This window comes from Peribacillus sp. NPDC097198, from assembly GCF_044762055.1.
In the GTDB taxonomy this organism is placed as follows: domain Bacteria; phylum Bacillota; class Bacilli; order Bacillales; family DSM-1321; genus Peribacillus.
Genome location: NZ_JBIWDO010000007.1, coordinates 150570 through 176540 on the forward strand (window position 1 = coordinate 150570; position 25971 = coordinate 176540).

The window sequence follows — 25971 nt, forward strand, 5'->3', positions numbered from 1 at the left end:
TAGTATTATACAATTTCGAAATAGAAATCTGTATAAAAGATACGCGCTGGATGTAGGTGTAAAAACCTATCAGGATACTCGAGAATAGAAAATTAAGGAAATGATAAGGTTGGATGTTACTAATGACGGAATAAAAAACGACTGATGATAAACATAGATTTATAACATTGAAATAACGAAACTCTTTGATTTTTCTCTGTTAAAAACGATGATGGCATATATCAATATAATAATAGCTTGCAAAGGTCTATGAGATATAGACTATTGGACAAAATGTTCATGGATTTTACATCTAGACGTGATGAAAATTATGCGGTACACTATTTTCAAAATATTTATTAAATTGTAAATATTTATATTTATCTACTATTTAGGCAGCGTATTGAATAATTATTCATGCGCCACAAACAAAGATTACAAAATAGGGGGTTCATTATGAAAAAGAAGAAATTAGCAAGTGCATTTCTTTCGCTATCACTTGCAGCGGGGGTATTGGCAGGTTGTTCCGGATCGGACTCTGCTTCAACATCAAAAAAGGGTGAAGAGGGAGACACGATCAAAATCGGTGTGAACCTTGAATTATCAGGGGGAGTAGCCTCTTATGGACAATCGATTTCAGAAGGCCTCAAGCTTGCGACTGACGAGATTAACAAAGAAGGCATTGATGGAAAAAAAATTAAACTTATACCAGTTGATAATAAATCGGAAGCGGCTGAAGCGACTAGTGGTGCCATCAAGCTGACTTCTCAAGATAAGGTGACAGCGATCGTCGGTGCCGCAACGAGTACGAATACAATCGCACAGGTGCAGATTGCCCAAGATAATAAGGTTCCGGTCATCTCTCCTTCTGGGACAAGCCCAGAAATCACATATAAAGATGATAAATTAAACGATTATGTATTCAGAACAAGCTTTATCGATCCTTTCCAAGGAACCGTGGCAGCGAATTTCGCCACTAGCGAAATCAAAGCAAAAAGCGCAGCCATCTATATTGATAGTGCAAGCGATTATTCAAAAGGGTTAGCGGCAGCCTTTAAGGAACAATTTGAAAAAAATGGTGGAAAAGTTGTAGCGGAAGAAGCTTATATCGCTAAGGATACTGATTTCCGTTCTACACTGACTCGCCTGAAATCGGCAAAACCGGATTTCATCTTCCTACCAGGCTACTATGAAGAAGCTGGATTGATCGTTAAGCAGGCTCGTGAAACAGGTCTTGACGTTCCATTCATGGGCGGCGATGGTTGGGATTCTCCTAAACTAGTTGAAATTGCTGGTGAGAAGGCTCTAAATAATACATTCATCACCAACCATTATTCTTCAGGTGACCCTGACGAAAAGATCCAGAACTTTGTGTCGGCATTCAAGGCTGAATACAAAGACAAATCCCCTGATGCTTTTAACGCTTTAGGCTACGATACTGGCTACTTCCTTGCCGATGCCATTAAACGTGCCGGATCTTCGGATTCGGATAAGATCAAGGATGCTTTGGAAAAAACAAAAGATCTTAGCCTTGTGACGGGAACATTTACATTAGATGAAAAACACAATCCAATCAAATCCGCTACGATCCTTGAGTTTAAAGAAGGAAAACAGGTATTCAATACAAAAATCAATCCTGAATGATCTGGGAAAGGTTTTAACCTTCGCCGGCCCTTCTTCGATTAGAAGGTGCTGGCGACTTCTCATTTTTTACCCACGAAAAAATAGACGTGCCGCATTATAAAATTAGATTTTTCAAGGAGAGTCGAATATGGAATTGGTACAACAGCTAATAAATGGAGTTTCACTCGGTAGCATTTATGCCCTTATCGCTCTCGGATATACGATGGTGTATGGAATTGTTAAACTGATAAACTTCGCACATGGTGACGTCTTCATGGTCGGATCATTCGTTGGTTTCTACTCGATAACGGTTTTGGAACTGTCATTCGTGCCAGCTCTTCTTATATCAATGACGGTCTGTGCACTCTTTGGCGTATTAATTGAACGGATCGCATACAAGCCATTGCGCAATGCAACGCGCATTGCCGCTCTTATAACCGCCATCGGTGTTTCGCTTTTGATCGAATATGGATTCATCTATGTCCGTGGTGCACAGCCGGAAGCTTATCCGAGTGATGTATTGCCTTCGGATAAAATCAATATATTCGGTGCTTCGATAAACAGCCAGTCGGTATTGATCTTTGGCGTAGCCGTCGCATTGATGATCGTTCTACAAATCATTGTTCATAGAACGAAAATCGGGAAGGCGATGCGTGCCGTTTCTTTCGATGCAGATGCGGCTAAGCTGATGGGGATCAATGTCAATAATACGATTTCAGCAACATTTGCAATCGGTTCCGCATTAGCGGGAGCAGCAGGGGTCATTTTCGGTATCTATTATATAAAAATCGAGCCTTTGATGGGAGTGCTCCCAGGGTTGAAGGCATTCGTAGCCGCGGTGCTTGGTGGAATCGGAATTATCCCGGGTGCGATGGTCGGAGGATTATTGCTTGGAGTCATCGAGGCTTTGGTCAGTGCCGCCGGCTATTCATTATGGCGGGATGCCGTAGCCTTTATCGTACTGATTCTTATCTTGATTTTCATGCCACAAGGCTTGTTCGGTAAAAACAAAAAAGAAAAAGTATAAGGGAGACAAAGCTATGACTACTTTTAAGCGGGCCAAAGGTTTTTGGCTCTCGATCGTCCTATCACTGATCTTTTTCGCCGTGGTCCAGGTACTGATCGGCGGCGGTTCTTTGAATCCTTTTTATCAAAATACGCTCATGTTCATCGGGATCAATATTATTTTGGCAACGAGCCTACATTTAATCATCGGGATTACCGGTCAATTTTCAATCGGACATGCCGGATTTCTGGCCGTCGGTGCATACGCTTCAGCTGTCGTTACCATGAAGTTGCAAATGCCCTTTCCCCTGGCATTGATTATAGGTGGGTTGGTCGCAGCGCTTGCCGGTTTGATCATTGGGATTCCAAGCTTGCGTCTTAAAGGGGATTACCTGGCAATCGCGACCTTGGGATTTGGAGAAATCGTCCGGATCGTGCTCTTGAATATTGACTATGTAGGCGGGGCAAGCGGAATGCAAGTATCGCATTTGACTACATGGCCATGGGTGTTCGGTTCCGTACTCATCACAGTCCTTGTCATCCGGAACTTTACAAGTTCGACACATGGAAGGGCCTGTATCTCGATCCGTGAAGACGAAACGGCAGCCGACTCGATGGGGATCAACACAACCTATTATAAAGTTGTCGCGTTTGCAATCGGTGCTTTCTTTGCTGGAATCGCTGGAGGGTTATATGCCCACAACTTCTATATTATCCAACCGTCGAACTTTGGGTTCTTGAAATCATTCGATATCTTAATTCTAGTCGTACTCGGTGGACTTGGAAGCTTATCCGGTTCCGTATTGGCAGCTATCCTTCTTACGGTCGTCACGACATTCCTGCAAGACTATCCAGAAACAAGAATGATCATTTACAGCCTTGTTCTGATTGTGATGATGATTTATCGTCCACAAGGCTTGATGGGAACGAAAGAAATAACGTCCATGTTCAATCGTAAAGGAGGCAGCAGCCATGGCAACAACAAAAACACCGCTGCTTAAAGTCGACTCGGTCGGCATCCAGTTTGGAGGGCTTAAAGCGGTATCCGATGTTAACGTCGAGTTGTATCCGGGGGAATTGGTCGGTTTGATCGGACCGAATGGAGCTGGGAAAACGACATTTTTCAACCTATTGACTGGGGTTTATGTCCCGACTGAGGGCACCATTTCCCTAGACGGGGAAAACTTAAGGAAACGTCCGCCCTATAAAATCACGCAAAAAGGAATCAGCCGGACGTTCCAGAATATCCGTTTGTTCAGTGAACTTTCGGTGATTGATAACGTAAAAGTAGCCTATCATTCTCTTTCGAAACATAGCATTGTCAGTTCCATCTTGCGTTTCCCCACCCATTTTAGAGGGGAACAGGAAATGGAGGAAAAGGCCATTGAATTCCTGAAGATCTTCAATCTGGATCGATACAAGGATGAAAAGGCGAAAAACCTGCCGTATGGTCAGCAAAGGCGCTTGGAAATTGCCCGTGCCCTTGCCGCTAACCCAAAACTGCTCTTACTCGATGAACCGGCGGCCGGCATGAATCCCCAGGAAACACACGAACTCATGAAATTGATTGCGCTAATCCGTGAGAAATTTGACTTGACCGTGCTGTTGATTGAACACGATATGCCTCTTGTCATGGGTGTATGCGAGCGTATCTATGTGCTCGATCATGGCCAGTTGATCGCTCAAGGAAAGCCGGAAGAAATACGTAACAATCCAAAAGTCATCGAGGCCTATCTGGGCGAGGAGGTTTCATAATGTTAACAATCGAGGATATTAACGTATATTACGGGAACATACAGGCATTAAGGGGTGTCTCCCTCACAATCAACCAAGGTGAAATCGTCACCCTGATTGGGGCGAACGGAGCAGGTAAAAGTACGATGCTCAAGACGATTTCCGGCTTATTGAAACCGAAACAAGGAAAGATTCTTTATGAGAATCAATCAATCGGTGGCAAACCTGCCCAATCGATCGTGAAGATGGGAATCTCGCATGTCCCGGAAGGACGCCGTGTTTTCGCCAACATGACGGTGGAAGAAAACCTTCAACTAGGTGCTTATTTACGAAAAGACAAGGCAGAGATCAAAAAGGATATGGAAAAGGTATACGAACTATTTCCACGCTTGCTTGAGAGACTTAAGCAACAATCGGGAACCCTTTCTGGCGGAGAGCAGCAAATGCTCGCCATGGGTCGGGCCCTTATGGCAAAGCCGCGTCTGCTCTTATTGGATGAGCCTTCGATGGGACTTGCTCCGTTACTGGTAAAACAGATTTTCAGCATCATAGAAGAAATCAATAAAACGGGTACGACGATTCTGCTTGTCGAGCAAAATGCGAATCTTGCATTATCCATTGCAGATCGAGCGTATGTAGTGGAAACGGGCCGCATCGTCCTTTCTGGTCAAGCTGAGGAACTAACGGCGAGTGAAGAAATAAAGAATGCCTATTTAGGAGGACACTGAAACCGCAAATTGCGGTTTTTTCTTTTGATAAAAATGGAAATGATTCATATTGACTAGATGAAAAGATTAGTAAATCTATATCTATCAGTATACAATTTAGATAGAGGGAACTAATGAAAAGTACCCATAATAATCTATTGGAGTGATTCCATGCAAAAGTTATTTCGGTCCATCGTACCTATCGCACTTCTTTTAACATTTTTGCCGATTCAACAGCCAGAAGCCGTTTTTGCAGAGGAAGCTCCTAATGCCGATGGTGTCATTGTAAAATATAGAGAAACAAATGATGAGCCTATCAGCGAATTAATTGAAACGGTAGACATCCCTAAAGGGCAAACCACAGAAAAACTAATAGAGAAGCTTGAAGATCAGAAAAAGGTAGAGTATGCAGAGCCAAACTATCTTTTTAAAAAGATGGAAAGTCTGTCTGACCCCATTTTTAAGGATCAATGGCATCATCAAAAAATCGGGACGAAAGCTGCATGGAAAAAGACCATGGGCTCAAAAGAAATGATCGTGGCCATCATTGATGATGGCATTGACCGTAATCATGAAGATTTAAAAGGGAAGATTTATAAAGGTTATGATACTGTGCGTGAGAGAATGAATATCCTGCCCAAAGGAGAACATGGAACGCATGTTGCGGGCATCATTGCCGGCTCTGCTAACAATAAACTAGGAGGCGCAGGTGTGGCCCCTACTATAAAAATTATGCCGATTAACGTTTTTGATGGGAAATATGCAGATACGGTCGATATCATAGAAGCCATCCATTATGCAATCGAAAACGGAGCCGACATAATTAATATGAGTCTAGGAGAGACCTATTATTCAAAAGCGCTAGATAAAGCGGTCCAGGAGGCGTATAAAGAAGGGGTTCTGATTATTGCGGCGGCTGGAAATGAAGGGGATTTGAAAAAGAGCAACAAACGTGTATACCCTGCCGCATTCAGTCATGTCATTTCGGTGGGTGCCACCACATCAAAAGATAAGCGCGCCACTTATTCCAATTACGATTCATCGGTGGATATTACAGCCCCCGGGGATAAAATCCTTTCAACGTTTCCTTATAATCGATATGCCTTTATGAGCGGAACGTCCATGGCGACACCCGTTGTTACCGGTGTAGCCGCATTGATTTGGTCCAATGAACCGAAACTTTCCCAATTAGCGGTGGAATATCGATTATATGACTCGGCTGTCGATCTAGGCACAAAAGGAAAAGATGTCTATTATGGTAACGGGCGTGTCAATGCAAAAAAGGCACTTGAGATGAAGACCCTCAGTAGACCTTCTGTGACAGGCATCTCAGATAGGGATACAAAGATTAAAGGGACGATACCTAGCCAGTTTACAACCGGAACCGTCTCCATTTATACGAAGAAAATAACACTAGCCACGGTGAAAATCAACGGGGAAAAGACATTTTCAGCGACGGTTGCCAAACAGAAGGCTGGCCAGAAAGTGTATGTACGATTAGTCGATAAAACAGGTAATAAAAGCGTGCCGGTCTTCCTTACCGTTACCGATAAAACCGCACCACCTAAGCCGACAGTAAATGCTGTGGGTGACAATACGACAAAGGTGACGGGGAAAGCGGAAGCGAGTTCCAAAGTGACCGTCCAAACGGGAACCACTACGCTTGGAAAGGCAACCACTAACAGCTCAGGCACATTCACCGTGACGATGACGAAAAAGCAAAAGGCTGGAAAAGTGCTGACTTTAATCGCAACCGATAAAGCAGGAAACAAAAGCCCTGCCAAAAAAGTGACGGTCAAGGATAAAACCGCACCAAGAATGCCGACAGTCAATAAAGTCACGCCCAAAACAACAAAGGTGACAGGGAAGGCAGAAGTAAGCTCCACCGTATATGTCAAAGCATCGGGCAAAGTCATTGGCTCTGCTAAAGCTTCGAACAAAGGCAACTTCACGGTCAAGATTGCCAAGCAAAGTGCCGGGAAAATCGTGTATGTCTATGCAAAAGACGAAGCAAAGAATGTAAGTAAGTCGAGAAAAGTGACCGTGAAAAAGTAAAACTATGATAGAGAGGAAGCCTCCGAGAGAATCTAGGAGGCTTTTTTATATGGTGTGAAATTGTAAAAAAAGTATATTAATTTGTTTGTTTCTGGTAATATAGTAGTTCGATAGTCACAGAAAGAGGGGATAAGTATGAAAAGGATTTTTTCTACACTAGTTGTCATTGTCTTTGGTATGCAAATAGGCTTTGGGACGATGGTTCCTAAAACACTAGCGGCTGAACAGCCTAATTCAGCTGAAATTGAAACAGATAGAGTCATAGTCAAAATGAAGCCTTCAGCTAATAAGGACAGTCTGAAAAAATATAATGTAAGCGAGGAAACGATAGATAATCAGGGTTTGTTGAAAACCATGGAAGTCCCTGATGAGACTAGTACCGATGGTTTTATAAAGAAACTAGAAAAAGATAATAATGTTGAATACGTTGAGCCAGATTATCTTATTCAAAAAATGAAAAAACCGAGTGATCCCCATTATACAAAGCAATATCATCACAAGTTGATTCAAACGGAAAAAGCGTGGGACAAGGCGAAGGGTTCTAAGAATATCGTCGTAGCTGTCATTGATGACGGAGCTGATTTGAATCATCCCGACTTAAAAGGGAAATATTATGCTCCTTATAACATGGTGACTTTTAGTAGTTCATATTTGCCTATGGGTGATCATGGTACGCATGTGGCCGGCATCATTGCTGGTACCATGAATAATGGTTCTGGCGGAACTGGTGTCGCCCCAAATACTAGAATCATGCCGATTAATGTATTTAGCGGAAATGCTAGTTATACGTCTGATGTCATCTATGCGCTTTATTATGCAGTGGAATATGGTGCCGATATTATCAATATGAGTTTGGGAAGTTACACGTATTCCTATAGTTTTGATGATGCCATTCAGTATACTCATGATATGGGATTGGTCATCGTCGCTGCAGCTGGAAATGAAGATACTTATTGGGATTGTTATCCTGCCTCTTATGATAATGTTATATCTGTCAGTGCAACGTCCAAAAATGATCGAATTACCGACTATTCCAATTATGGATACAATATTGACCTTGCTGCACCAGGAGACTCGATTTATTCATCGCTTCCTTATAAATCTTACGGATATATGACAGGAACATCAATGGCCGCTCCAATTGTCACAGGAGTTGCAGCCTTAGTATGGGGGAACAAGCCATCCTTAACGAATACGCAAGTCGAAGAACGTTTATTTAGCACGGCTGATGATCTAGGCAAAAAAGGACGAGATCATCTTTACGGAAATGGCCGCGTGAATGCCAAACGGGCCGTGAACTATATTGCAGAACCGACGGTCAACACAGTCAAGGACAATGTTAAAACGATTACTGGCAAAGTGGAAAAAGGCTCGACCGTCACGGTTAAAAAAGGAAGCAGCCAGCTGGGAAAAGCAACGACAAACAGTTCAGGGAAATTTAAAATAACCATAAAAAACAAACAAAAAGCAGGAACCAAGCTATCCGTTACAGCTAAAAGCAAAGCGGGATATTACAGTAAAGCAAGAACCGTGACAGTGACCAAAGCGAAAAAATAAACAGAAACAGCCTCCGGATTTAACGGGGGCTTGTTTTAGTAGACGACTCATTTTATTTACAAGAAGTCTATAATTCTAACACACTCATTCTCGCAGTAGCCGAAAAAGCTTTAACCTCTCTCCTTGAAACATCTATCGATTATCTAGAAGTGATTGAATATAACGATACATTTCATAATGAATGAAAAAGAATAAGATAGATAGAAAGACACTAAAAATTCATAAATTTTACAAAGATATTTGTAAAATTTACTATTTAATGTTAAATTTAACTAAATAAATAAGGATAAAGACCGAAGGAGAGGGAAGGGTGTTTTAAAATGATTGATATAAATTCTCATATTTTACCGGGGATGGATGAAGGGGCCAAGCATATTACTGAAAGTATAGCGATAGCAAAACTGGCCGTTTCAGAAGGGATTCACACTCTTATTGCCACCCCGCACCATAAAAATGGCCTCTTTGAAAATACTAAAACGAATATTTTAGAGAAGGTAAAGGAACTAAATCATATATTAAAACAGGAAGCAATTGATTTACAAGTCTTGCCTGGACAGGAAACAAGAATATATGGAGAAATATTAGCAGATTATCAAAAGGGAGAAATATTAACATTAAATGATGCGGGCAGATATTTGTTCATCGAATTACCTACAGACTTTGTTCCTGCTTATACAGACTCCTTATTATATGACATTCAAATGAAGGGCCTTATTCCAATCATTGTTCATCCAGAAAGAAACCAGGAGTTTCTGGTGTCACCTAATCGACTTTATAAGCTTGTCAAAAATGGTGCGATGACACAAATTACAGCGAAAAGCCTAGTTGGTGGATATGGTAAGAAAACCAAAAGGTTTGCTCAACAGCTCATTGAATTGAACTTGACCCATTATGTCGCATCTGATGTTCATAATACTAAAAATCGGTCCTTCCACATGGTCGAGGCTTTTGATGAAATCGAAAAAAATTATGGTGTAGATATGGTATACCTCTTTATGGACAATGCTGAGCTACTTGCACAAGGAAAACTAGCTTACAAGGAAATGCCACAAAAAATTGAAACCAAGAAATTTTTAGGGTTATTTTAGAAAAACTCGATGATTACTGATAGGGTTTGATTTATATACTAGCAACCTAGTGAAGAGGCTTAACGATGAAGATGGACTAGACATCAAGCAACACAAAAACAGCCGCATCTCTAAAAAGAGGTACGGCTGTTCGTTATTAAGACCGGTTTCGCCTCAGAAGTTCAGAGGCTAGCATTTGCAAGGTAAGGGATGTCCTGTCTAATCAATTATATGGGTACTTAACTAATTCCGAATGAGGGAAACTAGTAGGTTATTGGCATGGCCTTTTTATGGGTAATAAAGACCGCTTCTAAAGTCCTTTTTCGGTGCAAATACAATGGAAATACAGGTAAAAAGACTTTCTTGTTCAATCTCTTAAAGACTACAATAAATGACATGCTATTTTCTAAGTTAAGATCATTTATTGAAAAAATATACAAAATTATAGTGCGATGGGTTTAAAATAAATCCAAAATTATCTATATTTATGACAAAAAATTCATCTTATGGTAATGTATTGTGATATAATACCAGAGTTGTAAAAATGAAGTTGGAGGGACTTATGGAAGAAACTATTAGTTTAAAAGACCTGTTTTTAACCTTGAGAAAAAGATTGAGTCTAATTATTTGTATCACGGCTCTTGCGGTTATAATCAGCGGTGTCGTCAGTTATTTTTTCTTAACCCCCATTTATCAGGCCTCAACACAATTACTCGTTAATCAATCGAAGAATGAGGAAGCATTATACAGTAATAACGAAGTCCAGACGAATCTGCAGTTAATCAATACATATAATGTCATCATTAAAAGTTCGGCGATTTTGGATTTGGTTAGGGAAAATCTAAAGCTTGATATGACATCAGGGCAGTTGAATGAAAAAATATCGGTCGCAAGCGAACAGAATTCACAAGTCGTTACGATCACGGTTAATGATGAAAAGCCTCAAATGGCAGTAGATATTGCGAATAAGACGGCAGAAGTGTTCAAAAAAGAAATTGCAAAAATCATGAATGTAGATAATGTGACAATATTGGCTCCTGCAGAATATGTAGCAAATCCTTCTCCAATCAAACCACAACCGCTATTGAATGTTGCGATTGCGCTAGTAGTTGGATTAATGGCTGGGGTGGGTCTTACCTTCTTACTTGAATACTTAGATAACACGTTCAAAACGGAGCAAGATATCGAAAATCAACTCGGGTTACCGGTACTTGGTGTTATTACCACCTTTGATGGCCTAGACGATAGGAAGTCACGCAAGGAAAGAACGACACGAAGAAGAGGTGAATCAATTGGCTCCTAAAGATAAAAAGAAAAAGCTAGATTCCAAACGAAAGCTGATTGCGAAGTTAAATCCTCAATCGCCTATATCTGAACAATTTCGAACAATCCGCACCAATATCCATTTTTCGGGAGTTGATCAGGAAATACGTTCGATCATGGTCACATCACCAGCACCAGGAGAAGGGAAATCCACAACAGCGGCAAATCTGGCTGTTGTATTTGCCCAGCAAGGAAAACGGGTCCTGCTTGTCGATGCAGATCTACGAAAACCAACCGTTCACTATACCTTCAATTTACCGAATACGTTCGGATTGACCAATGTATTAACAAAGCGAATGGAGTTACATGAAGCAGTCATTGAAACGGATGAAGAAAATCTGTATGTGTTATCAAGTGGCCCCATCCCCCCAAATCCCGCTGAACTTCTCGGTTCGAAATCCATGACGGAATTATTCGATGAATTTTATCAAAGTTTCGACGTCATCGTTATGGATACACCACCAGTCTTAGCTGTAACCGATGCGCAAATTCTAGCGAATAGCTGTGATGGATCCATTCTTGTCCTATCGAGCGGAAAAACGGAAACCGAACAAGCGTTGAAAGCGAAAGAACTATTAAACTCTTCGTCTTGTAATCTACTTGGAGTAGTCCTGAATAATAAAAAAATGAAAAAGAATAGTCAATATTATTACTACTATGGAAATAGGTAAAAAAGCTACCTATTTGTATATTATTGGTTTATAATGCTAATATAATGTAATTAAATGTAATTTATTTAGGTATAAAGAATCTGATGGAGAGGAGGGGTAAATCGTGATTGATATTCATTCTCATATTTTACCAGGCGTGGATGATGGAGCACAAACGATTGAAGATAGTCTTGACTTGGCAAGAGAGGCAGTTCGTGAAGGCATAAACAAAATCATTGCAACGCCTCATCATAAAAATGGAAAATATGAAAATCGAAAACTAGACATTATACGTGAAGTGGCAGAGTTGAACGAAATCTTGAAGATTGAGGAAATTTCTTTAGAGGTTCTACCTGGACAAGAGACAAGAATCTACGGGGAAATCATCCAAGATTATAAGCTAGGTGAAATAGTCACCTTGAATGACGGAGGTAACTATCTATTCATTGAACTCCCATCGACACATGTCCCACGTTATACGGAGCAATTGTTAGTTGATATTCAGTTCGAACGTCTCACTCCTATCATCGTCCACCCTGAACGTAACCAGGAACTCTTACAGAACCCAGACCTTCTCTACCATTTTGTGAAAAATGGGGCACTTACTCAAGTAACTGCAGCCAGTGTATCCGGAGCCTTTGGAAAAACCATTCAAAACTTTTCCATACAATTAGTTGAATACAATCTGACGCATTTCATTGCATCCGATGCTCATCATATCAAAAGCAGAAGCTTCAAAATGAATGAAGCCTTTGATGTGATTGAAAAGAAATTTGGCGTAGATTGGATTGACCTGTTTCTAGATAACGCAGAGTTGCTTGTACAGGGTAAATCTGTTTATCGGGAAATCCCTGAGAAGATTAGAAAGAGAAAATTCTTGGGAATACTATAAATTTTTTTTGCACCTAATAAAAACGTTTGCACAACTGCTAACCGGTGAAGCTTCCTGTCCGTTATCAAAGGAGGTACTCGATCATGCTGTGGGAATTTTAATTCCTTAGACGCTAGTCGTCAAGGGTGTGTTGTGAGGGAGGGTTAGATGCCCAATTTTAATTTTTTAAAAGTGCAAAACCATTAATGATTATATCGGATTATATTCGTGATACTTAACAGATATTTTAAGTTTTTTTAACAATTTTATTAAAGATAAAAGAATAAATCTCATTATAGATATTTAATGAGAGGGCATCTCAATTATGTGTATTGTCATTAAGTATTTATAAGAAACAACTGAATGGTTTGAGGGGGAGAAGGAATGAAAAGAGTTAAAAAGGCAATAATACCAGCTGCAGGCTTAGGAACGAGATTTTTGCCAGCAACAAAGGCAATGCCAAAGGAAATGCTTCCAATCGTAGATAAACCAACCATTCAATATATTATTGAAGAAGCGATTGATTCAGGTATTGAGGACATCATTATTGTGACAGGAAAAGGTAAGCGAGCAATTGAGGATCATTTTGATAATGCGTTCGATTTAGAGAACATTTTAATGGAGAAAAATAAATTCGAATTATTGGAGAAAGTCCAAGCGCCATCTAAAGTGGACATTCACTATATCAGACAGAAAGAGCCAAAAGGTTTAGGACATGCGGTTTGGTGTGCGAGAAAATTCATTGGTAATGAACCATTCGCCGTTTTGTTAGGTGATGATATTGTCCGAGCGGAGACACCTTGCTTAAAACAATTAATGAATGAATATGATAAAACCTTATCCTCCGTCATCGGTGTACAAACTGTTCCAGTAGAAGAAACCCATCGTTATGGAATTGTCGACCCCAATAACCAAAATGGACGACGCTATGAAGTTAATAACTTTGTTGAAAAGCCCGCAAAAGGGTCGGCACCTTCCAACTTGGCGATTATGGGCCGATATATCTTTACTCCTGAGATATTCATGTTTTTGGAAAAACAAGAAATAGGAGCTGGCGGAGAAATTCAATTGACAGATGCCATTCAAAAATTAAATGAGATTCAGAGGGTGTTTGCCTATGATTTTGAAGGTAAACGATTTGATGTAGGGGAAAAGTTAGGGTTTATTGAGACAACCATTGAGTTTGCCTTGCAAGACAAAATCCTTAAAGATGATGTATTGAAGTTTCTGGAGAGTTTACTAGAAAAACAAAAATTATAAGAATAACGGAAGTAAGGGAGGAGCCATTTTGAAATCTGTAGCAGTCGAACAGAGAGTGGCACCAACTGACCGCTTATTAACTGCAGATCAAGTGAATGCTAATGTAAGTTATTTAAGGATGAAAAGATCAATGGATATTATTGGATCCCTTATAGGACTTATCTTTCTTTCACTCATTTTTTTACTTGTAGCTATCTTAATCAAACTCGAAGATCCGAAAGGTCCGATTTTTTTTAAGCAAGTTCGTATAGGAAAAGGTGAAACTACATTTCATATGTATAAATTCAGATCGATGGTTTCTGATGCGGAAGAACAGTTAAAAGATTTACTTGCCTTAAATGAGGTATCTGGGGCTATGTTTAAAATGAAGGATGATCCAAGAATAACAAAAATAGGTAAAATTATCAGAAAAACTAGCATTGACGAACTGCCACAACTTTGGAATGTGTTGAAGGGGGACATGAGTTTAGTAGGACCGCGGCCACCACTAACACGTGAAATTATAGAATACTCGGACTATGATAAACAAAGGTTACTAGTCACACCCGGATGTACAGGTCTCTGGCAGGTAAGTGGTAGAAGTAATTTGAACTTTAATCAAATGGTGAGGCTGGATCTCAAGTATATAGAAGATAGAACGTTTTGGGTTGATGTAAAGATTATTATCAAAACTATGCTTATGTTAATAAGTTCAAAGGACGCCTATTAATAGGAAGGAAATGAAAAATGAATAAAAAATCAAAGATTTATGTCGCTGGCCACCGCGGTTTAGTAGGTTCAGCTATTTTAAAGAAACTTAAACAAGAAGGATATGAAAATGTAGTTTTTAGAACTTCCCGAGAACTGGATCTTCGTGAAAAAATTCAGGTAGATACCTTTTTTGAAGAAGAAAGACCAGACTATATCTTTTTAGCTGCAGCCAAAGTAGGTGGAATTGTTGCGAACAATGAATATCCAGCTGAGTTCATTCGAGATAACCTATTAATCCAAACAAATGTCATTGACGCGGCTTATAGATACGGAGCTACGAAATTATTATTTTTAGGGAGTACATGCATCTATCCCAAAATGGCTCCACAGCCATTAAAAGAAGAGTATCTCCTAACAGGGGAATTAGAACCAACAAACGAGCCCTATGCCATTGCAAAAATAGCTGGAATTAAGATGTGCGAATCGTATAACAGGCAATATGGGACATCTTATATCTCAGCGATGCCGACGAATCTATACGGACCAGAAGATAACTTCGATTTACACACATCACATGTTTTACCAGCCTTAATTCGTAAATTCCATGAAGCAAAAGAAACTAACATGGCAACTGTGGAAGTTTGGGGCACTGGAAAACCCTTGCGTGAATTCCTTTATTCTGAAGATCTAGCAGACGCTTGCGTTTTCTTAATGAATCACTATTCAGATAGTGAGATTATAAATGTCGGTGTGGGAGAAGACATATCGATTAAAGAGCTGGCTGAAAAAGTAAAAAAGGTGGTTGGCTATCAAGGAGAGATAACGTTCAATACATCAAAACCGGATGGTACACCAAGAAAATTAGTGGATGTTACTAAGCTAACTTCTCTAGGCTGGAAGGCAACTACAACAATGGATGAGGGTTTAACAAAAGCTTATCAATGGTTTTTAGAAAATGAATTGACTACTACTAATTAAAACTTTTTGGAGGATATGATGAAAAAAGCATTAATAACAGGTGTTACAGGGCAGGACGGGTCATATTTAGTAGAGTTTTTGTTAGAAAAAGGGTATGAGGTGCATGGAATAATCCGACGCAGCTCTTCGTATAACCAAGAACGGTTAGAAGACATTTTTACTGACGAAGAAGCAGAGGGACTAAGAAGGAATACAAATTTTTATTTACACTATGGGGATATTACCGATACATCAAATGTGATCCGTTTAATTAGTGAAACACAACCTGATGAAATATATAACCTAGCTGCACAATCTCATGTTCGTGTTTCTTTTGATATGCCTGGATATACGTTAGATGTAGACGGCAAGGGAACATTGAATATTTTAGAAGCCGTTCGAATTCTCGGGTTAACAGAAAAAACACGTATTTATCAAGCTTCGACATCCGAATTATTCGGTAAAGTTCAGGAAGTACCACAAAAAGAAACAACACCATTTTATCCACGCTCTCCATATGGAGTAGCAAAAATGTATGGATTCTGGATTACAAAGAACTATCGGGAATCTTATAACATGTTTGCAGTAAACGGAATCTTATTTAATCACGAGTCGGAACGTCGTGGAGAAACATTCGTTACTCGTAAAATAACATTAGCCGCTGCACGTATTGCACAAGGTAAACAGAAGAAATTATCTTTGGGTAATTTGGACTCACTTCGTGATTGGGGATATGCGAAAGACTATGTAGAATGTATGTGGTTAATGCTTCAACATGATACACCAGAAGACTTTGTAATTTCCACAGGGGAAATGCATTCCGTACGTGAATTTGTAGAGTTAGCTTTCAAGCAGACAAATATTGAAATTGAATGGACAGGATCAGGCGTGGAAGAGAAAGGTATTAACAAAGAGACAGGTGAAATAATTGTAGAAGTTGAACCTAAATTCTTCCGTCCTGCTGAAGTTGAACAATTATTAGGAGACCCAACGAAAGCTAAGACATTATTAGGGTGGAATCCCACTAGTACTTCATTTGAAGAATTAGTAAAGATAATGATGATTCATGATATTGAGAAAGTTTCACAAGAAGATCGTATTAAGAGAATGTTTGATTAATTAAAGTTGGGGATAGGAGATATTTTATTCTTTTTTTGTTCCTTTAGAAATTAAGAAGTGGAATTACACTGTTTTTTATAGAAAACTATAGCTATATGAATCAGGTAGTGTAAATATTTACGTTCAGAGTCTTATTCGTAAATAAAATGAATTAGTGTAAATATAGTAAGCCAATAGTATTAATCTTATTGGGAAAGCCAACAGAACATAACTCCATAAGTGAGTGAAGTAAAGAGCTTAAATAGAGAAACAGTAAAAGTAAAGATTATAATATAGAAGAAAAACAAATATCATTCCTTTTTTTCTTTTAATTAATTTATAGACTAGGTTTGTAAGAAGTGTAGATAGATTTTTTTGAAAAGAGGTGGGGAAAAATATAATGAATAAAAGTGAAGTGACAGTTCATACGGAATTCAAACGTAAAGTAGATAAATATAAAATTCCAACATGTAATATTCTTGGTGTTAATATTGCAGCAATAAATATGGAGTGGCTATTGAACTATTTAAATACAAATGTCAAAAGTGAATCTAATAACCGCTTAGCTGGAGATTATATCTGTGTCTCGAACGTACATACCACCGTTATCTCCTATGAGGATGCGGATTACTGTAAAATTCAGAATAGTGGTTTAATGGCAATTCCCGATGGAGGTCCGCTTTCTACACTAGGTAGAAAGCGTGGATATAAGATAATGAGTAGAACTTCAGGGCCAAACCTTATGGGGGAACTATTTGGGGTGTCTGTAAAGAATAGCTACCGTCATTATTTCTACGGGTCAACAGAAGAAACTCTGGGGAAGTTATACACTAAACTAAAAATAACCTATCCGGGTATACAGATTGCAGGAATGTATAGTCCTCCGTTTAGACAACTGAAAGAGGAAGAAGATGTAGCAATTGTAAATCATATTAATGAAACGAATCCAGATTTCGTTTGGATAGGACTTGGGGCACCAAAGCAGGAAATTTGGATGGCAGAGCATCAAGGGAAAGTGAATGGATTAATGCTTGGAGTAGGTGCCGGCTTCGATTATTTTGCCGGAAATATTTATAGAGCACCAGAATGGATGCAAAAATATAATCTTGAATGGCTATATAGAATGATTCAGGATCCGAAGAGATTGTTTAAGAGATATTGGGCAACAAATCGTAAGTTTATCTGGTATGCGATTGTAAAAGGTTTGTAATTATGAACTTTTCAATGAGAATTATATACAGAATATTCATTATTGTTAGTGGATCGTTAAATAAGCTTTTTTTGTGCCTGGATTGAAAGCTTCTTTTGGTGCTTGGTGGATAGAATGTTCGGATTGCATATGAGTGTGATATAAAGCCTCTTTGTAATCTATATGTGGGAAATAATAGTCAAATTGGTCCGCATTCATTATTTTGGACAACCCGATCAAATACAATTATTGGAGATTGTGTTTTAAGGGGACCTGGTGGAACAATTATTACTGGAGATCATATGATAGATGTTATGGGTAAACAAATTATAGAAGTAGGATTCTGAGAATTTACCAGAACACGATTGCAGACGTTATCATTGCAGACTGTGTATGGATTGGTTCAAATGTGACGATTTTAAAAGGGGCTACTATTGGTGAAGGTTCAGTTTTGGCGGCTGGTAGTGTTGTAACCAAAAATGTTGAACCAATGGAATCCTTGGTGGCAATCCGGCTAAGAAAATTCGAGATAGATTTTTATTAAAGGAACATAAAAAGAAACTTAAAGAAAATGAAAGGTAATGCTATGAAAAAAAGAATATGTATGGTAGTTCAAAACCCATTGGTGAGAGGTGGAATATCCGCTGTGGTAAGCGGGTATCGCGAATCGAAATTAGAAAAAAGTTTTAATATTAATTATGTAGAGTCTTATAAGGATGGTAGGAAATTAACTAAGTTATTTAAAGGTATCAAGGGTTATTTTCATTTTGCAAAGTTACTTTTAATTGATAAACCGGATTTAATACATGTACATTCTTCTTTTGGAGCAAGCTTTTATAGGAAATTACCATTCATTTATATGGCAAGTTGGGCGAAGAAGCCTATTATTAATCATATACATGGGGCTGAATTTGAACCATTTTATTTAAATGCAAGTAATACAAAGAAAAAAATGGTGCAGAAAGTTTATGGTATGTGTACGGTATTGATTACACTATCTGATGAGTGGAAGGAAAAGCTGAGTCTTATTATTCCAGAAGAAAAAATAACAGTTATTGAGAATTATAGCATTATTCATGAAGATGCTGTTGAGGATAGAAAAATAAAAAGTTTAAATAAACAAGTATTATTTCTGGGTGAAATTTGTAAGAGAAAAGGTTGTTATGATTTCCCTGATGTAGTAGAGGAAGTAGTACAGAGTATACCAGATGTTAGGTTTATACTTGGTGGCTGTGGAGAAGTAGAAGAAATAAAGATGCTACTTGAGGAACGAAATCTTCAGGAAAATGTTGAATTCACTGGATGGGTTCGTGGTAAGGATAAAGACACACTGCTAAGAAGCAGTGATATTTTCTTCTTGCCTTCTTATAACGAAGGTATGCCAATGTCTATCTTGGATGCGATGGGATATGGTTTACCAATTGTTAGTACCAATGTTGGTGGTATTCCAAAGATTGTCCATAGCGAAGTAAATGGATATATTATTAATCCTGGTGATGTTAAATGTTTCGCACGCGCTATTATTGAGTTGCTCCAAGATAAGAATAAACTGGAATCCTATGGATTCGGCAGCTATAAAATTGTAAAAGAGAAGTACTCATTAGATTCGCATTTGAAATTAATTGAAAAATTGTATCTTGCTAGATTGCAATGAAAGGAGGAAATTATGGAATCAAAACATACAGAAAGTATTCCTAAAATAATTCATTATTGTTGGTTTGGACATGAAGAAAAGTCAAAATTCATTTTGAACTGTATTGATACTTGGGAAAAAAAACTTCCTAATTACCTTATTATGGAATGGAATGAAGTTAATTTCCCTGTAGACTATAATGATTATGTAATTCAGGCATATAAAAATAAAAAATATGCTTTCGTAAGTGACGTTGCGAGATTATATGCACTAAGTCATTATGGTGGTATTTATTTTGATACTGATATTGAGGCAAGAAACTCTATGGACCCGTATTTAATGGAAGAAGAAATAATTATGGCTTTTGAATCTGATAAGGTTGTAATGACTGGATTTTTTGCAGCGAAAAAAGAAAGTCTATTTATTAAAAAATGGCTTGAAACTTATGACTCTTTAAAATTTGTCAATAAAGATGGGACATTTGATGTTACACCAAATACATTTAGAGTTTCAAATATGTTAGAAAAGGAAGGCTTATGTTTGAACGGTCAACTGCAGACTTTAGATAATGGGATCACTGTTTATCCTAAAGAAATATTTGGCGCATATGATGTAGATAATTCTGCATACGTAATAACATCTGATACAGTAGTTATTCATCATTGTAGAAACTCATGGAGGCCATTGAATTATAAAGTCAAGAATTATATTAAAAGATCCTTAGCAAAATTGCTAGGAGTTAAAATATACAAGATGTTACGAGTACTGGTGAAAAAGGGAGTGGTATGATACAGAAATTAATATAGTCAATAGTGAGTATTTAGTGAAATTATATAAATTACTATTAAAACTAAATAAATCAGAATTTTGATGCCTATAGCTGGAATTTCATAATGCAATTTTATCACCTGATAATAACAAATGTAATAGGAGGTAAACGTGAAGATAATCCATATAGAATCCGGTCTAGGAAATCAGATGCTCAGTTATTGTGAATTTTTAGCAATTAAGAAAATGAACCCAGAAGATGATTGCTTTATAGAAACCATAATTTATGACATTCCAGAATGTAGTGAAGTTATATGTCAGTGGAATGGTTATGAATTAGAAAATATCTTTGGTATAAATGCTCCCAATGTCAAAGAAATCTGTAGTGATGAACAGTGGAAACAAATAATGAACAATATAATTAAAAGCCAATTTTGGAGTAGAAATTGGAATTATCCGGTGTGGTTTACTCAAGCATTTGATAAAGCTGGAATTGCTTTGGAAAATATACGTGGTGATTTTGAGGAACAAGGTTTTCAAAATATGATTAGTGAAGAAAAAACTCTAAAATCGATATTGATAGACACATATTTTGGGGATTTAGTTAAGAGAATTGTTTACAAAATTAGAAAACAGCATTATATAAATAATGTGAATATAAAAAGCCAATTATTTATAAAAAGTTCAGAAAATTTATTTACAGGCCAAAATTTAGCATTTAAGTTTTTAGAAAATGGGATTGAGGAAGTAGATCAGGAAATAAGAGATACCTTTATATTTCCCCCAATAGAAGATAAGAAAAATAAAGAAATGGCCAATGTTATTAAGAAGTGTAATTCAGTAGCGATTCATGCTAGACGCGGTGATATGCTCGGATATAATGCACCCTGTTACAAGTACGGATATTTTAAAAGAGCTGTTAGATACATTAAGTCCCTAGTTGAAAATCCAGTTTTTATTTTCTTTTGCGATCCGGGAAGTGTTGAATGGTGTAAAAAAAATGAAAAGGTCTTCGGGTTAGATTTTAAAAAAGATAAGGTCCTTTTTACAGATTGGAATAAAGGTGAAAATAGCTTTCGAGATATGCAACTTATGTCGTTTTGTAAACATAATATAATAACTAATAGTTCGTTTGGGTGGTGGGGAGCTTATTTAAATGAAAACCCTAATAAAATAACGTGCTCACCTAATATTACAATTAATACAACACATCATTTTTAAGGATGAGTAAGTATGAAAATAAAGGTTACAACATTAGCCGGGTGGGGACTTATAGCTACTATTATAGCGAGTGAAAACTTCTTTTATCTGGTGGTAGGGGATAGTACTAGGGTAATGGGTGTAATCTCATTAAACGATCTATTTGTTTTGCTAGCAATATTATGGATTGGATTAATAATGTTTATGTATAGAAACCAGCCTAACCCTATATATCACTTTAAATGGATAATTTTATTTTCACTAGTTTTAATGATGACCAGTAGTTTACAAAGTTACTTGCTATATGGTCAAGATTTAATTATGGGAATTAGACCACAGAGATATTGGTTAGTATGGGCTTTTATGTATTTTCCAATATCCAAATTACTATTTTTAAAGAGATTTACTTATGAGGAAGTTCAGAAAACTATTTTTATAATCGGTACTTTAGAATTAATTATCTATATTAGCCAGTATTTATTACTGGGACAAATACAATATCTCAATGTTTCATCAAATGATGTATATTCGACCACGCGATTATATATAAATAATATATTCTTAAATTTATTATTATTTATTAATTTGGATAGATTGTTCAACAAGAAAAAAGTTATAAAAAGCACGTTGTACATTATAGCTATTTTGTTTGTAATTATAATAGTGGGAAAAATGAGGATGACGTTTATTAGTGTTTCTGGAGCGATCATCATTGGTTTTATTATGTGGAGAAAAGGAGGACTACTTAAGTTACTTACTTTTTTAATGTTATTTCCATCATTATCCATTATATTGAATTTAGAAGAAATTCAGGCGATTTTCTTAACTTTGAAAGGAGAATCTACCGTCAATACATTGAATATTAGAGAGGTAGGTCGTGAATTTTACTTTAGTATATTGAAACAGCATCCGGTTTTAGGAGGAGGCTATATTAATACTCAATGGGAACCAGCAGCGATTGCATCAAGAGTTTATGATAGAATATTCTGGGTAGATAACGGTATTTTTGGATTTGCCTATTTTTATGGACTTCTTGGAGTTGCATGGGTAATAGCCTTATTTAGAAAGATTTATATAATGGCCTGGAAGGTAAAAAGGAATTTAAATTGTTATTTATTTTTTATTATGCCCTTGTATTGGATAATAGCAATGCCTACTGAATTACACTGGTATTATAATTCATTTTTGGTTGTGACTTTGTTGATATGTATGTTAGAAGTGAAATATAGGGAAAGTTGCTAAGTAGTAAGTTAAAGACGTAAAAAAGTGAATCTGATAGAAGTTCCTATAATAGTGAATTATTTTGACAGTTAGGAAAAAAGTATGAAAAATAAATATCGGTACGGTTTATAAGTAGAGGAATTGAAGACAATCTTTTTTTATATTTGAACGCTTTGGTGGGAGATGACTGATGAAAATTTTGTATTTAACGCCATTTAATATTAGAGATACAATTGCTCAATCGGGAACAGTTGTAAATATCAAAAAAGCTTTAGAAGAATCTGGAAATGATGTAATAACCATTGATAATTTAAAAGTAAACAGAGTTTTATTTGTGTTATTTAAAGTAATTGAAAGAATTACAGGGAAAAAAATAGATATTATGCGTACAAAACTTGCTTTACAAAGCTTTCATAAGCAAATTGAAAGCCGCAAAAGAGGAGTAGATTACGATATTATTTTTTCATCCTCAAGCATATTATTAACTTATTTGAAAGATAGGAAACCTAGTGTGTTTTATACGGACGCAACTTTTGGGGGGATGTTAAACTATTATTGGAATGTGGAGGAGATGAATAAAAAGAATGTGCTTCAAGGAATGAATGCTGAAAAAGCAGCTCTGAAAAACTGCACGAAGGCGATTTTCGCTTCTCAATGGGCTGTAGATACTGCCATACAATTTCATGATGCAGATTCTAGAAAGTGCGTAGCGATAAATAGAGGAGCAAATATTTATCACAATTTCAATAAAGTGGATATTTTGAGATATGTAAACGAAAGGGCAATTTGTAACCAATCAAAACAAGAATATCGAATGCTTTTTGTTGGAAGAGATTGGATTAGAAAGGGTGGACCACTTGCACTTCAAATTGTAAAAGAATTGTCAAATAAAGGTTATTCTAGTAAATTGGATGTTGTCGGATGTCAACCGAATTTGTCTTCAGCAGATGCAAGGTTCATTAATGTAAGAGGATTTTTAAATAAAGATATTGTGGAAGAAAATAAAAAATTACAAGAGCTATACCTTACATCAGATTTTTATCTTCAGCCTAGTCTGCGGGAAGCGCAGGGAATCGCCTATGCAGAAGCTAGTGCATTTGGTTTACCAGTTATCGCTGTGAATACAGGAGGGGTTAGTGACATAGTAACTAATAGAAATGGCATATTATTTAATAGTACTGAAGAAGCCTCTTGTTATGTAGAAAAAATAATTTGGTTGATTGAAAACTCAGAAGAGTATAAAAATTTAAGTATATCAACTTTTAAATTCTATCAAGAAGCATTGAATTGGAATTCAGTAGGTAAGAGAATAACTAAACTATTAGAAGGTGTGCTTTAGAAATTGGAAAGAGTGAATGAGTAAAATAAAGCTATTTATTTTTGTAGAAATATTAATAAAAAGTGCTGAATCTGTCTTGGTATGTCACAGTTTCAGAATTTAAAAAGAGATGTTGAGATTCATCTGGTAGATAATAAATCCATGAGCATTAAACGCTATAAAAAGGTATTTGTTATTATTTGAATAGGTAAAAAATCAAATATAAGAGTGGAAAAATGACTTTAGAATGATCCTTATCGGAATAATACATATAGGGTAGCAATCACTTGGAGATGGACTAAACTAATACAATTTTTAGATAAGTTTGTATAAGTGATAATGCTAGTAGAGAATAAATTGCTAACATTTGTATTCTTATATTATGGAGGTAATTTTGAGGGTTGTAAAAAATTATTTATATAATTTAATTTATCAAATACTTACAATGATCTTGCCAATTGTAATAATACCTTATGTGTCGAGAATATTTGGACCTGATGGATTAGGTAGCTATGCTTTAACAAATGCGTATGCACAGTACTTTATTCTTTTTGGTATGTTAGGTCTATCTATGTATTCTAGTAGAGAAATTGCATATGTTAGGGACGATAATGATAAACTTAGCAGAACATTCTGGGAAATAAATCTAATTAGGATAATAACAGTAGGGATATCTTTTATTCTTTACATATTGATATTTGGTATCATATTAGATTCAAGTTACAAAACATTATATATTATACAATCTCTAGTTATTTTAAGTTCTTTAGCAGATATTACATGGTTATTTTTTGGATTAGAAGATTTCAAAAGTGTTGTTATAAAAAATACCTTAGTTAAGGTTATAGGAATAGTATTAATATTTGCTTTTGTAAAGAATAGTTCGGATGTTTGGCTTTATGCATTAATACTAGCTGGTACTCAACTCGTTGGGCAAATAATAATGTGGTTGGAGCTACCTAAAAATATTTACTTTGTATTACCAAAGATAAGGGACTCTATAAACCATTTAAAATTTTCAATAAAATTATTCATACCTCAAATTGCTATTAATATTTATACTTTGTTAGATAAGATTATGCTAGGGATATTGGTCAATGAATCACAGGTCGGTTTGTATGATAATTCCCAGAAAATAATAAAGTTACTTATAACGGTCGTTACTTCGGTTGCGACAGTTACCTTACCTAAAATGGCGAACTTATACAAGAACATGAAATATGAAGAATTCAATAATAATGTTTATAAATCATTTTCTTTTGTTTCTTTTTTAGCATTCCCTATGGCTTTTGGTTTAATGGGAATATCCAGTTCTTTTGTTCCTTGGTTCTTTGGACCAGAATTCACTGGAATAATACCAATGTTTTATATAGGCTCATTTCTGATGATTACATTAGGATGGTCCAGCATATTAGGTAATCAAATCTTAATATCAATAAAAAGAGAAAGGCAGTTTACTATTGCTGTTTCAAGTGGAGCAATTGTAAATATTATACTTAACTTTCTTTTAATAAATAAGTATGAGGGTGTGGGCACAACAATATCATCAGTTATAGCGGAGTTTACAGGTATGTTTTTAATGTTATATTTTATAAGAGATATAATAAATATAAAAAAAATGTTTCAACCAATTGGTAGGTATTTGGTTGTCTCTCTACTAATGTTTTCTGCAATTTGGTTAATATCAACAAAGATGAGCCCTACAATATTAAGTAGTTTTATACTTATAATAGTAGGTGGAATGATATATTTAGCAATGATGATTTTAACAAAAGATGAGAATTTAAAATACGCTTTTAAGATAGTTAAGTCAAAATTTAATTAGATTAGTATGGAAAGTCTCTTTTTAGTTGCTAGTTTTATTCTTAAAGATAGTCCCATTAATTGAATTACTGTCTTAATACACCTGGTATTTATTAATAAAAATCTCTATTATTAAATGTTCTGACTTTTCTCCAGTACAGCCTCAGCTGATTTCTTTTCTTACTACTAAATTGATATGTATTTTTTATCGTTTCTTCAATGAAATATGGTACCATACAAAATCAAATCAACAACTACTACTT

Annotated in this window: 23 protein-coding genes; all 23 read left to right on the forward strand. The window is 36.5% G+C overall.

Going from position 1 to position 25971, the window contains the following annotated elements:
• Positions 1–435 precede the first annotated feature (435 nt).
• The 23 genes from ACIQXQ_RS14175 to ACIQXQ_RS14285 all read left to right on the forward strand — a co-directional run bounded on the left by ACIQXQ_RS14175 (position 436) and on the right by ACIQXQ_RS14285 (position 25730).
• Positions 436–1623 carry an ABC transporter substrate-binding protein gene (locus ACIQXQ_RS14175; protein ID WP_402958249.1) on the forward strand — a complete coding sequence of 396 codons (1188 nt, stop codon included), beginning with the start codon at positions 436–438 and terminating at the stop codon, positions 1621–1623.
• Positions 1624–1750: 127 nt separating this feature from the next.
• A complete protein-coding gene (locus ACIQXQ_RS14180) occupies positions 1751–2629 on the forward strand; it encodes a branched-chain amino acid ABC transporter permease (RefSeq protein WP_402869797.1) in 879 nt (292 codons plus the stop codon).
• A 13-nt stretch (positions 2630–2642) separates the two neighbouring features.
• Positions 2643–3608 carry a branched-chain amino acid ABC transporter permease gene (locus ACIQXQ_RS14185; RefSeq protein WP_402958251.1) on the forward strand — a complete coding sequence of 322 codons (966 nt, stop codon included), beginning with the start codon at positions 2643–2645 and terminating at the stop codon, positions 3606–3608.
• Positions 3580–4362 carry an ABC transporter ATP-binding protein gene (locus tag ACIQXQ_RS14190; RefSeq protein WP_402958253.1) on the forward strand — a complete coding sequence of 261 codons (783 nt, stop codon included), beginning with the start codon at positions 3580–3582 and terminating at the stop codon, positions 4360–4362. The genes ACIQXQ_RS14185 and ACIQXQ_RS14190 overlap by 29 nt, the downstream gene beginning before the upstream one ends.
• Positions 4362–5069: an ABC transporter ATP-binding protein gene (locus tag ACIQXQ_RS14195; RefSeq protein ID WP_402869791.1), complete on the forward strand. Its 708-nt coding sequence runs from the start codon at positions 4362–4364 to the stop codon at positions 5067–5069. Before ACIQXQ_RS14190 ends, ACIQXQ_RS14195 begins: the two co-directional genes overlap by 1 nt.
• Before the next feature lie 150 nt (positions 5070–5219).
• Positions 5220–7103: a S8 family serine peptidase gene (locus ACIQXQ_RS14200; protein WP_402958255.1), complete on the forward strand. Its 1884-nt coding sequence runs from the start codon at positions 5220–5222 to the stop codon at positions 7101–7103.
• Positions 7104–7238: 135 nt separating this feature from the next.
• A complete protein-coding gene (locus ACIQXQ_RS14205; protein WP_402958257.1) occupies positions 7239–8660 on the forward strand; it encodes a S8 family peptidase in 1422 nt (473 codons plus the stop codon).
• A 320-nt stretch (positions 8661–8980) separates the two neighbouring features.
• Positions 8981–9748, forward strand: a complete 768-nt coding sequence (locus tag ACIQXQ_RS14210; RefSeq protein ID WP_402958259.1) for a tyrosine-protein phosphatase — start codon at positions 8981–8983, stop codon at positions 9746–9748.
• 541 nt (positions 9749–10289) lie between these two features.
• Positions 10290–11030 (forward strand): YveK family protein, encoded by a 741-nt coding sequence (locus tag ACIQXQ_RS14215; protein WP_402958261.1) that lies wholly within the window; start codon positions 10290–10292, stop codon positions 11028–11030.
• Positions 11020–11721, forward strand: coding sequence for a CpsD/CapB family tyrosine-protein kinase (locus ACIQXQ_RS14220; protein ID WP_402958263.1), 702 nt, complete (start codon positions 11020–11022; stop codon positions 11719–11721). The genes ACIQXQ_RS14215 and ACIQXQ_RS14220 overlap by 11 nt, the downstream gene beginning before the upstream one ends.
• A 103-nt stretch (positions 11722–11824) precedes the next feature.
• Positions 11825–12592, forward strand: coding sequence for a tyrosine-protein phosphatase (locus ACIQXQ_RS14225; protein WP_402958265.1), 768 nt, complete (start codon positions 11825–11827; stop codon positions 12590–12592).
• Positions 12593–12955: 363 nt separating this feature from the next.
• On the forward strand, positions 12956–13831 hold the full coding sequence (galU, locus tag ACIQXQ_RS14230; RefSeq protein ID WP_402958267.1) for a UTP--glucose-1-phosphate uridylyltransferase GalU: 876 nt from the start codon (positions 12956–12958) through the stop codon (positions 13829–13831).
• A 55-nt stretch (positions 13832–13886) separates the two neighbouring features.
• Positions 13887–14540 carry a sugar transferase gene (locus tag ACIQXQ_RS14235; protein ID WP_402958444.1) on the forward strand — a complete coding sequence of 218 codons (654 nt, stop codon included), beginning with the start codon at positions 13887–13889 and terminating at the stop codon, positions 14538–14540.
• Between the two features lie 17 nt (positions 14541–14557).
• Positions 14558–15499 (forward strand): GDP-L-fucose synthase, encoded by a 942-nt coding sequence (gene fcl / locus ACIQXQ_RS14240; RefSeq protein WP_402958269.1) that lies wholly within the window; start codon positions 14558–14560, stop codon positions 15497–15499.
• 18 nt (positions 15500–15517) lie between these two features.
• On the forward strand, positions 15518–16597 hold the full coding sequence (gmd, locus tag ACIQXQ_RS14245) for a GDP-mannose 4,6-dehydratase (protein ID WP_402958271.1): 1080 nt from the start codon (positions 15518–15520) through the stop codon (positions 16595–16597).
• A gap of 379 nt (positions 16598–16976) precedes the next feature.
• Complete coding sequence (locus tag ACIQXQ_RS14250; protein ID WP_402958273.1) at positions 16977–17786, forward strand: WecB/TagA/CpsF family glycosyltransferase; 810 nt, start codon at positions 16977–16979, stop codon at positions 17784–17786.
• A gap of 388 nt (positions 17787–18174) precedes the next feature.
• Positions 18175–18309: an LbetaH domain-containing protein gene (locus ACIQXQ_RS14255; RefSeq protein ID WP_402958275.1), complete on the forward strand. Its 135-nt coding sequence runs from the start codon at positions 18175–18177 to the stop codon at positions 18307–18309.
• 42 nt (positions 18310–18351) lie between these two features.
• Positions 18352–19419: a glycosyltransferase family 4 protein gene (locus ACIQXQ_RS14260; protein ID WP_402958278.1), complete on the forward strand. Its 1068-nt coding sequence runs from the start codon at positions 18352–18354 to the stop codon at positions 19417–19419.
• A gap of 12 nt (positions 19420–19431) precedes the next feature.
• The gene (locus ACIQXQ_RS14265; RefSeq protein ID WP_402958280.1) at positions 19432–20187 is read left to right on the forward strand and encodes a glycosyltransferase family 32 protein; all 756 of its coding nucleotides are present in this window, start codon (positions 19432–19434) and stop codon (positions 20185–20187) included.
• A gap of 150 nt (positions 20188–20337) precedes the next feature.
• A complete protein-coding gene (locus ACIQXQ_RS14270; RefSeq protein WP_402958282.1) occupies positions 20338–21387 on the forward strand; it encodes an alpha-1,2-fucosyltransferase in 1050 nt (349 codons plus the stop codon).
• A gap of 12 nt (positions 21388–21399) precedes the next feature.
• Positions 21400–22608, forward strand: coding sequence for a hypothetical protein (locus tag ACIQXQ_RS14275; RefSeq protein WP_402958284.1), 1209 nt, complete (start codon positions 21400–21402; stop codon positions 22606–22608).
• A 169-nt stretch (positions 22609–22777) separates the two neighbouring features.
• The gene (locus ACIQXQ_RS14280) at positions 22778–23926 is read left to right on the forward strand and encodes a glycosyltransferase family 4 protein (protein ID WP_402958285.1); all 1149 of its coding nucleotides are present in this window, start codon (positions 22778–22780) and stop codon (positions 23924–23926) included.
• A gap of 373 nt (positions 23927–24299) precedes the next feature.
• Positions 24300–25730 (forward strand): flippase, encoded by a 1431-nt coding sequence (locus ACIQXQ_RS14285; protein WP_402958286.1) that lies wholly within the window; start codon positions 24300–24302, stop codon positions 25728–25730.
• Positions 25731–25971 lie beyond the last annotated feature (241 nt).

Bases quoted from the DNA above. Each gene is read 5' to 3' on its own strand.
- ACIQXQ_RS14175 (WP_402958249.1), top strand. From the start codon at position 436: ATGAAAAAGAAGAAATTAGCAAGTGCATTTCTTTCGCTATCACTTGCA.
- ACIQXQ_RS14180 (WP_402869797.1), top strand. From the start codon at position 1,751: ATGGAATTGGTACAACAGCTAATAAATGGAGTTTCACTCGGTAGCATT.
- ACIQXQ_RS14185 (WP_402958251.1), top strand. From the start codon at position 2,643: ATGACTACTTTTAAGCGGGCCAAAGGTTTTTGGCTCTCGATCGTCCTA.
- ACIQXQ_RS14190 (WP_402958253.1), top strand. From the start codon at position 3,580: ATGGCAACAACAAAAACACCGCTGCTTAAAGTCGACTCGGTCGGCATC.
- ACIQXQ_RS14195 (WP_402869791.1), top strand. From the start codon at position 4,362: ATGTTAACAATCGAGGATATTAACGTATATTACGGGAACATACAGGCA.
- ACIQXQ_RS14200 (WP_402958255.1), top strand. From the start codon at position 5,220: ATGCAAAAGTTATTTCGGTCCATCGTACCTATCGCACTTCTTTTAACA.
- ACIQXQ_RS14205 (WP_402958257.1), top strand. From the start codon at position 7,239: ATGAAAAGGATTTTTTCTACACTAGTTGTCATTGTCTTTGGTATGCAA.
- ACIQXQ_RS14210 (WP_402958259.1), top strand. From the start codon at position 8,981: ATGATTGATATAAATTCTCATATTTTACCGGGGATGGATGAAGGGGCC.
- ACIQXQ_RS14215 (WP_402958261.1), top strand. From the start codon at position 10,290: ATGGAAGAAACTATTAGTTTAAAAGACCTGTTTTTAACCTTGAGAAAA.
- galU (WP_402958267.1), top strand. From the start codon at position 12,956: ATGAAAAGAGTTAAAAAGGCAATAATACCAGCTGCAGGCTTAGGAACG.
- fcl (WP_402958269.1), top strand. From the start codon at position 14,558: ATGAATAAAAAATCAAAGATTTATGTCGCTGGCCACCGCGGTTTAGTA.
- gmd (WP_402958271.1), top strand. From the start codon at position 15,518: ATGAAAAAAGCATTAATAACAGGTGTTACAGGGCAGGACGGGTCATAT.
- ACIQXQ_RS14250 (WP_402958273.1), top strand. From the start codon at position 16,977: ATGAATAAAAGTGAAGTGACAGTTCATACGGAATTCAAACGTAAAGTA.
- ACIQXQ_RS14260 (WP_402958278.1), top strand. From the start codon at position 18,352: ATGAAAAAAAGAATATGTATGGTAGTTCAAAACCCATTGGTGAGAGGT.
- ACIQXQ_RS14265 (WP_402958280.1), top strand. From the start codon at position 19,432: ATGGAATCAAAACATACAGAAAGTATTCCTAAAATAATTCATTATTGT.
- ACIQXQ_RS14275 (WP_402958284.1), top strand. From the start codon at position 21,400: ATGAAAATAAAGGTTACAACATTAGCCGGGTGGGGACTTATAGCTACT.
- ACIQXQ_RS14280 (WP_402958285.1), top strand. From the start codon at position 22,778: ATGAAAATTTTGTATTTAACGCCATTTAATATTAGAGATACAATTGCT.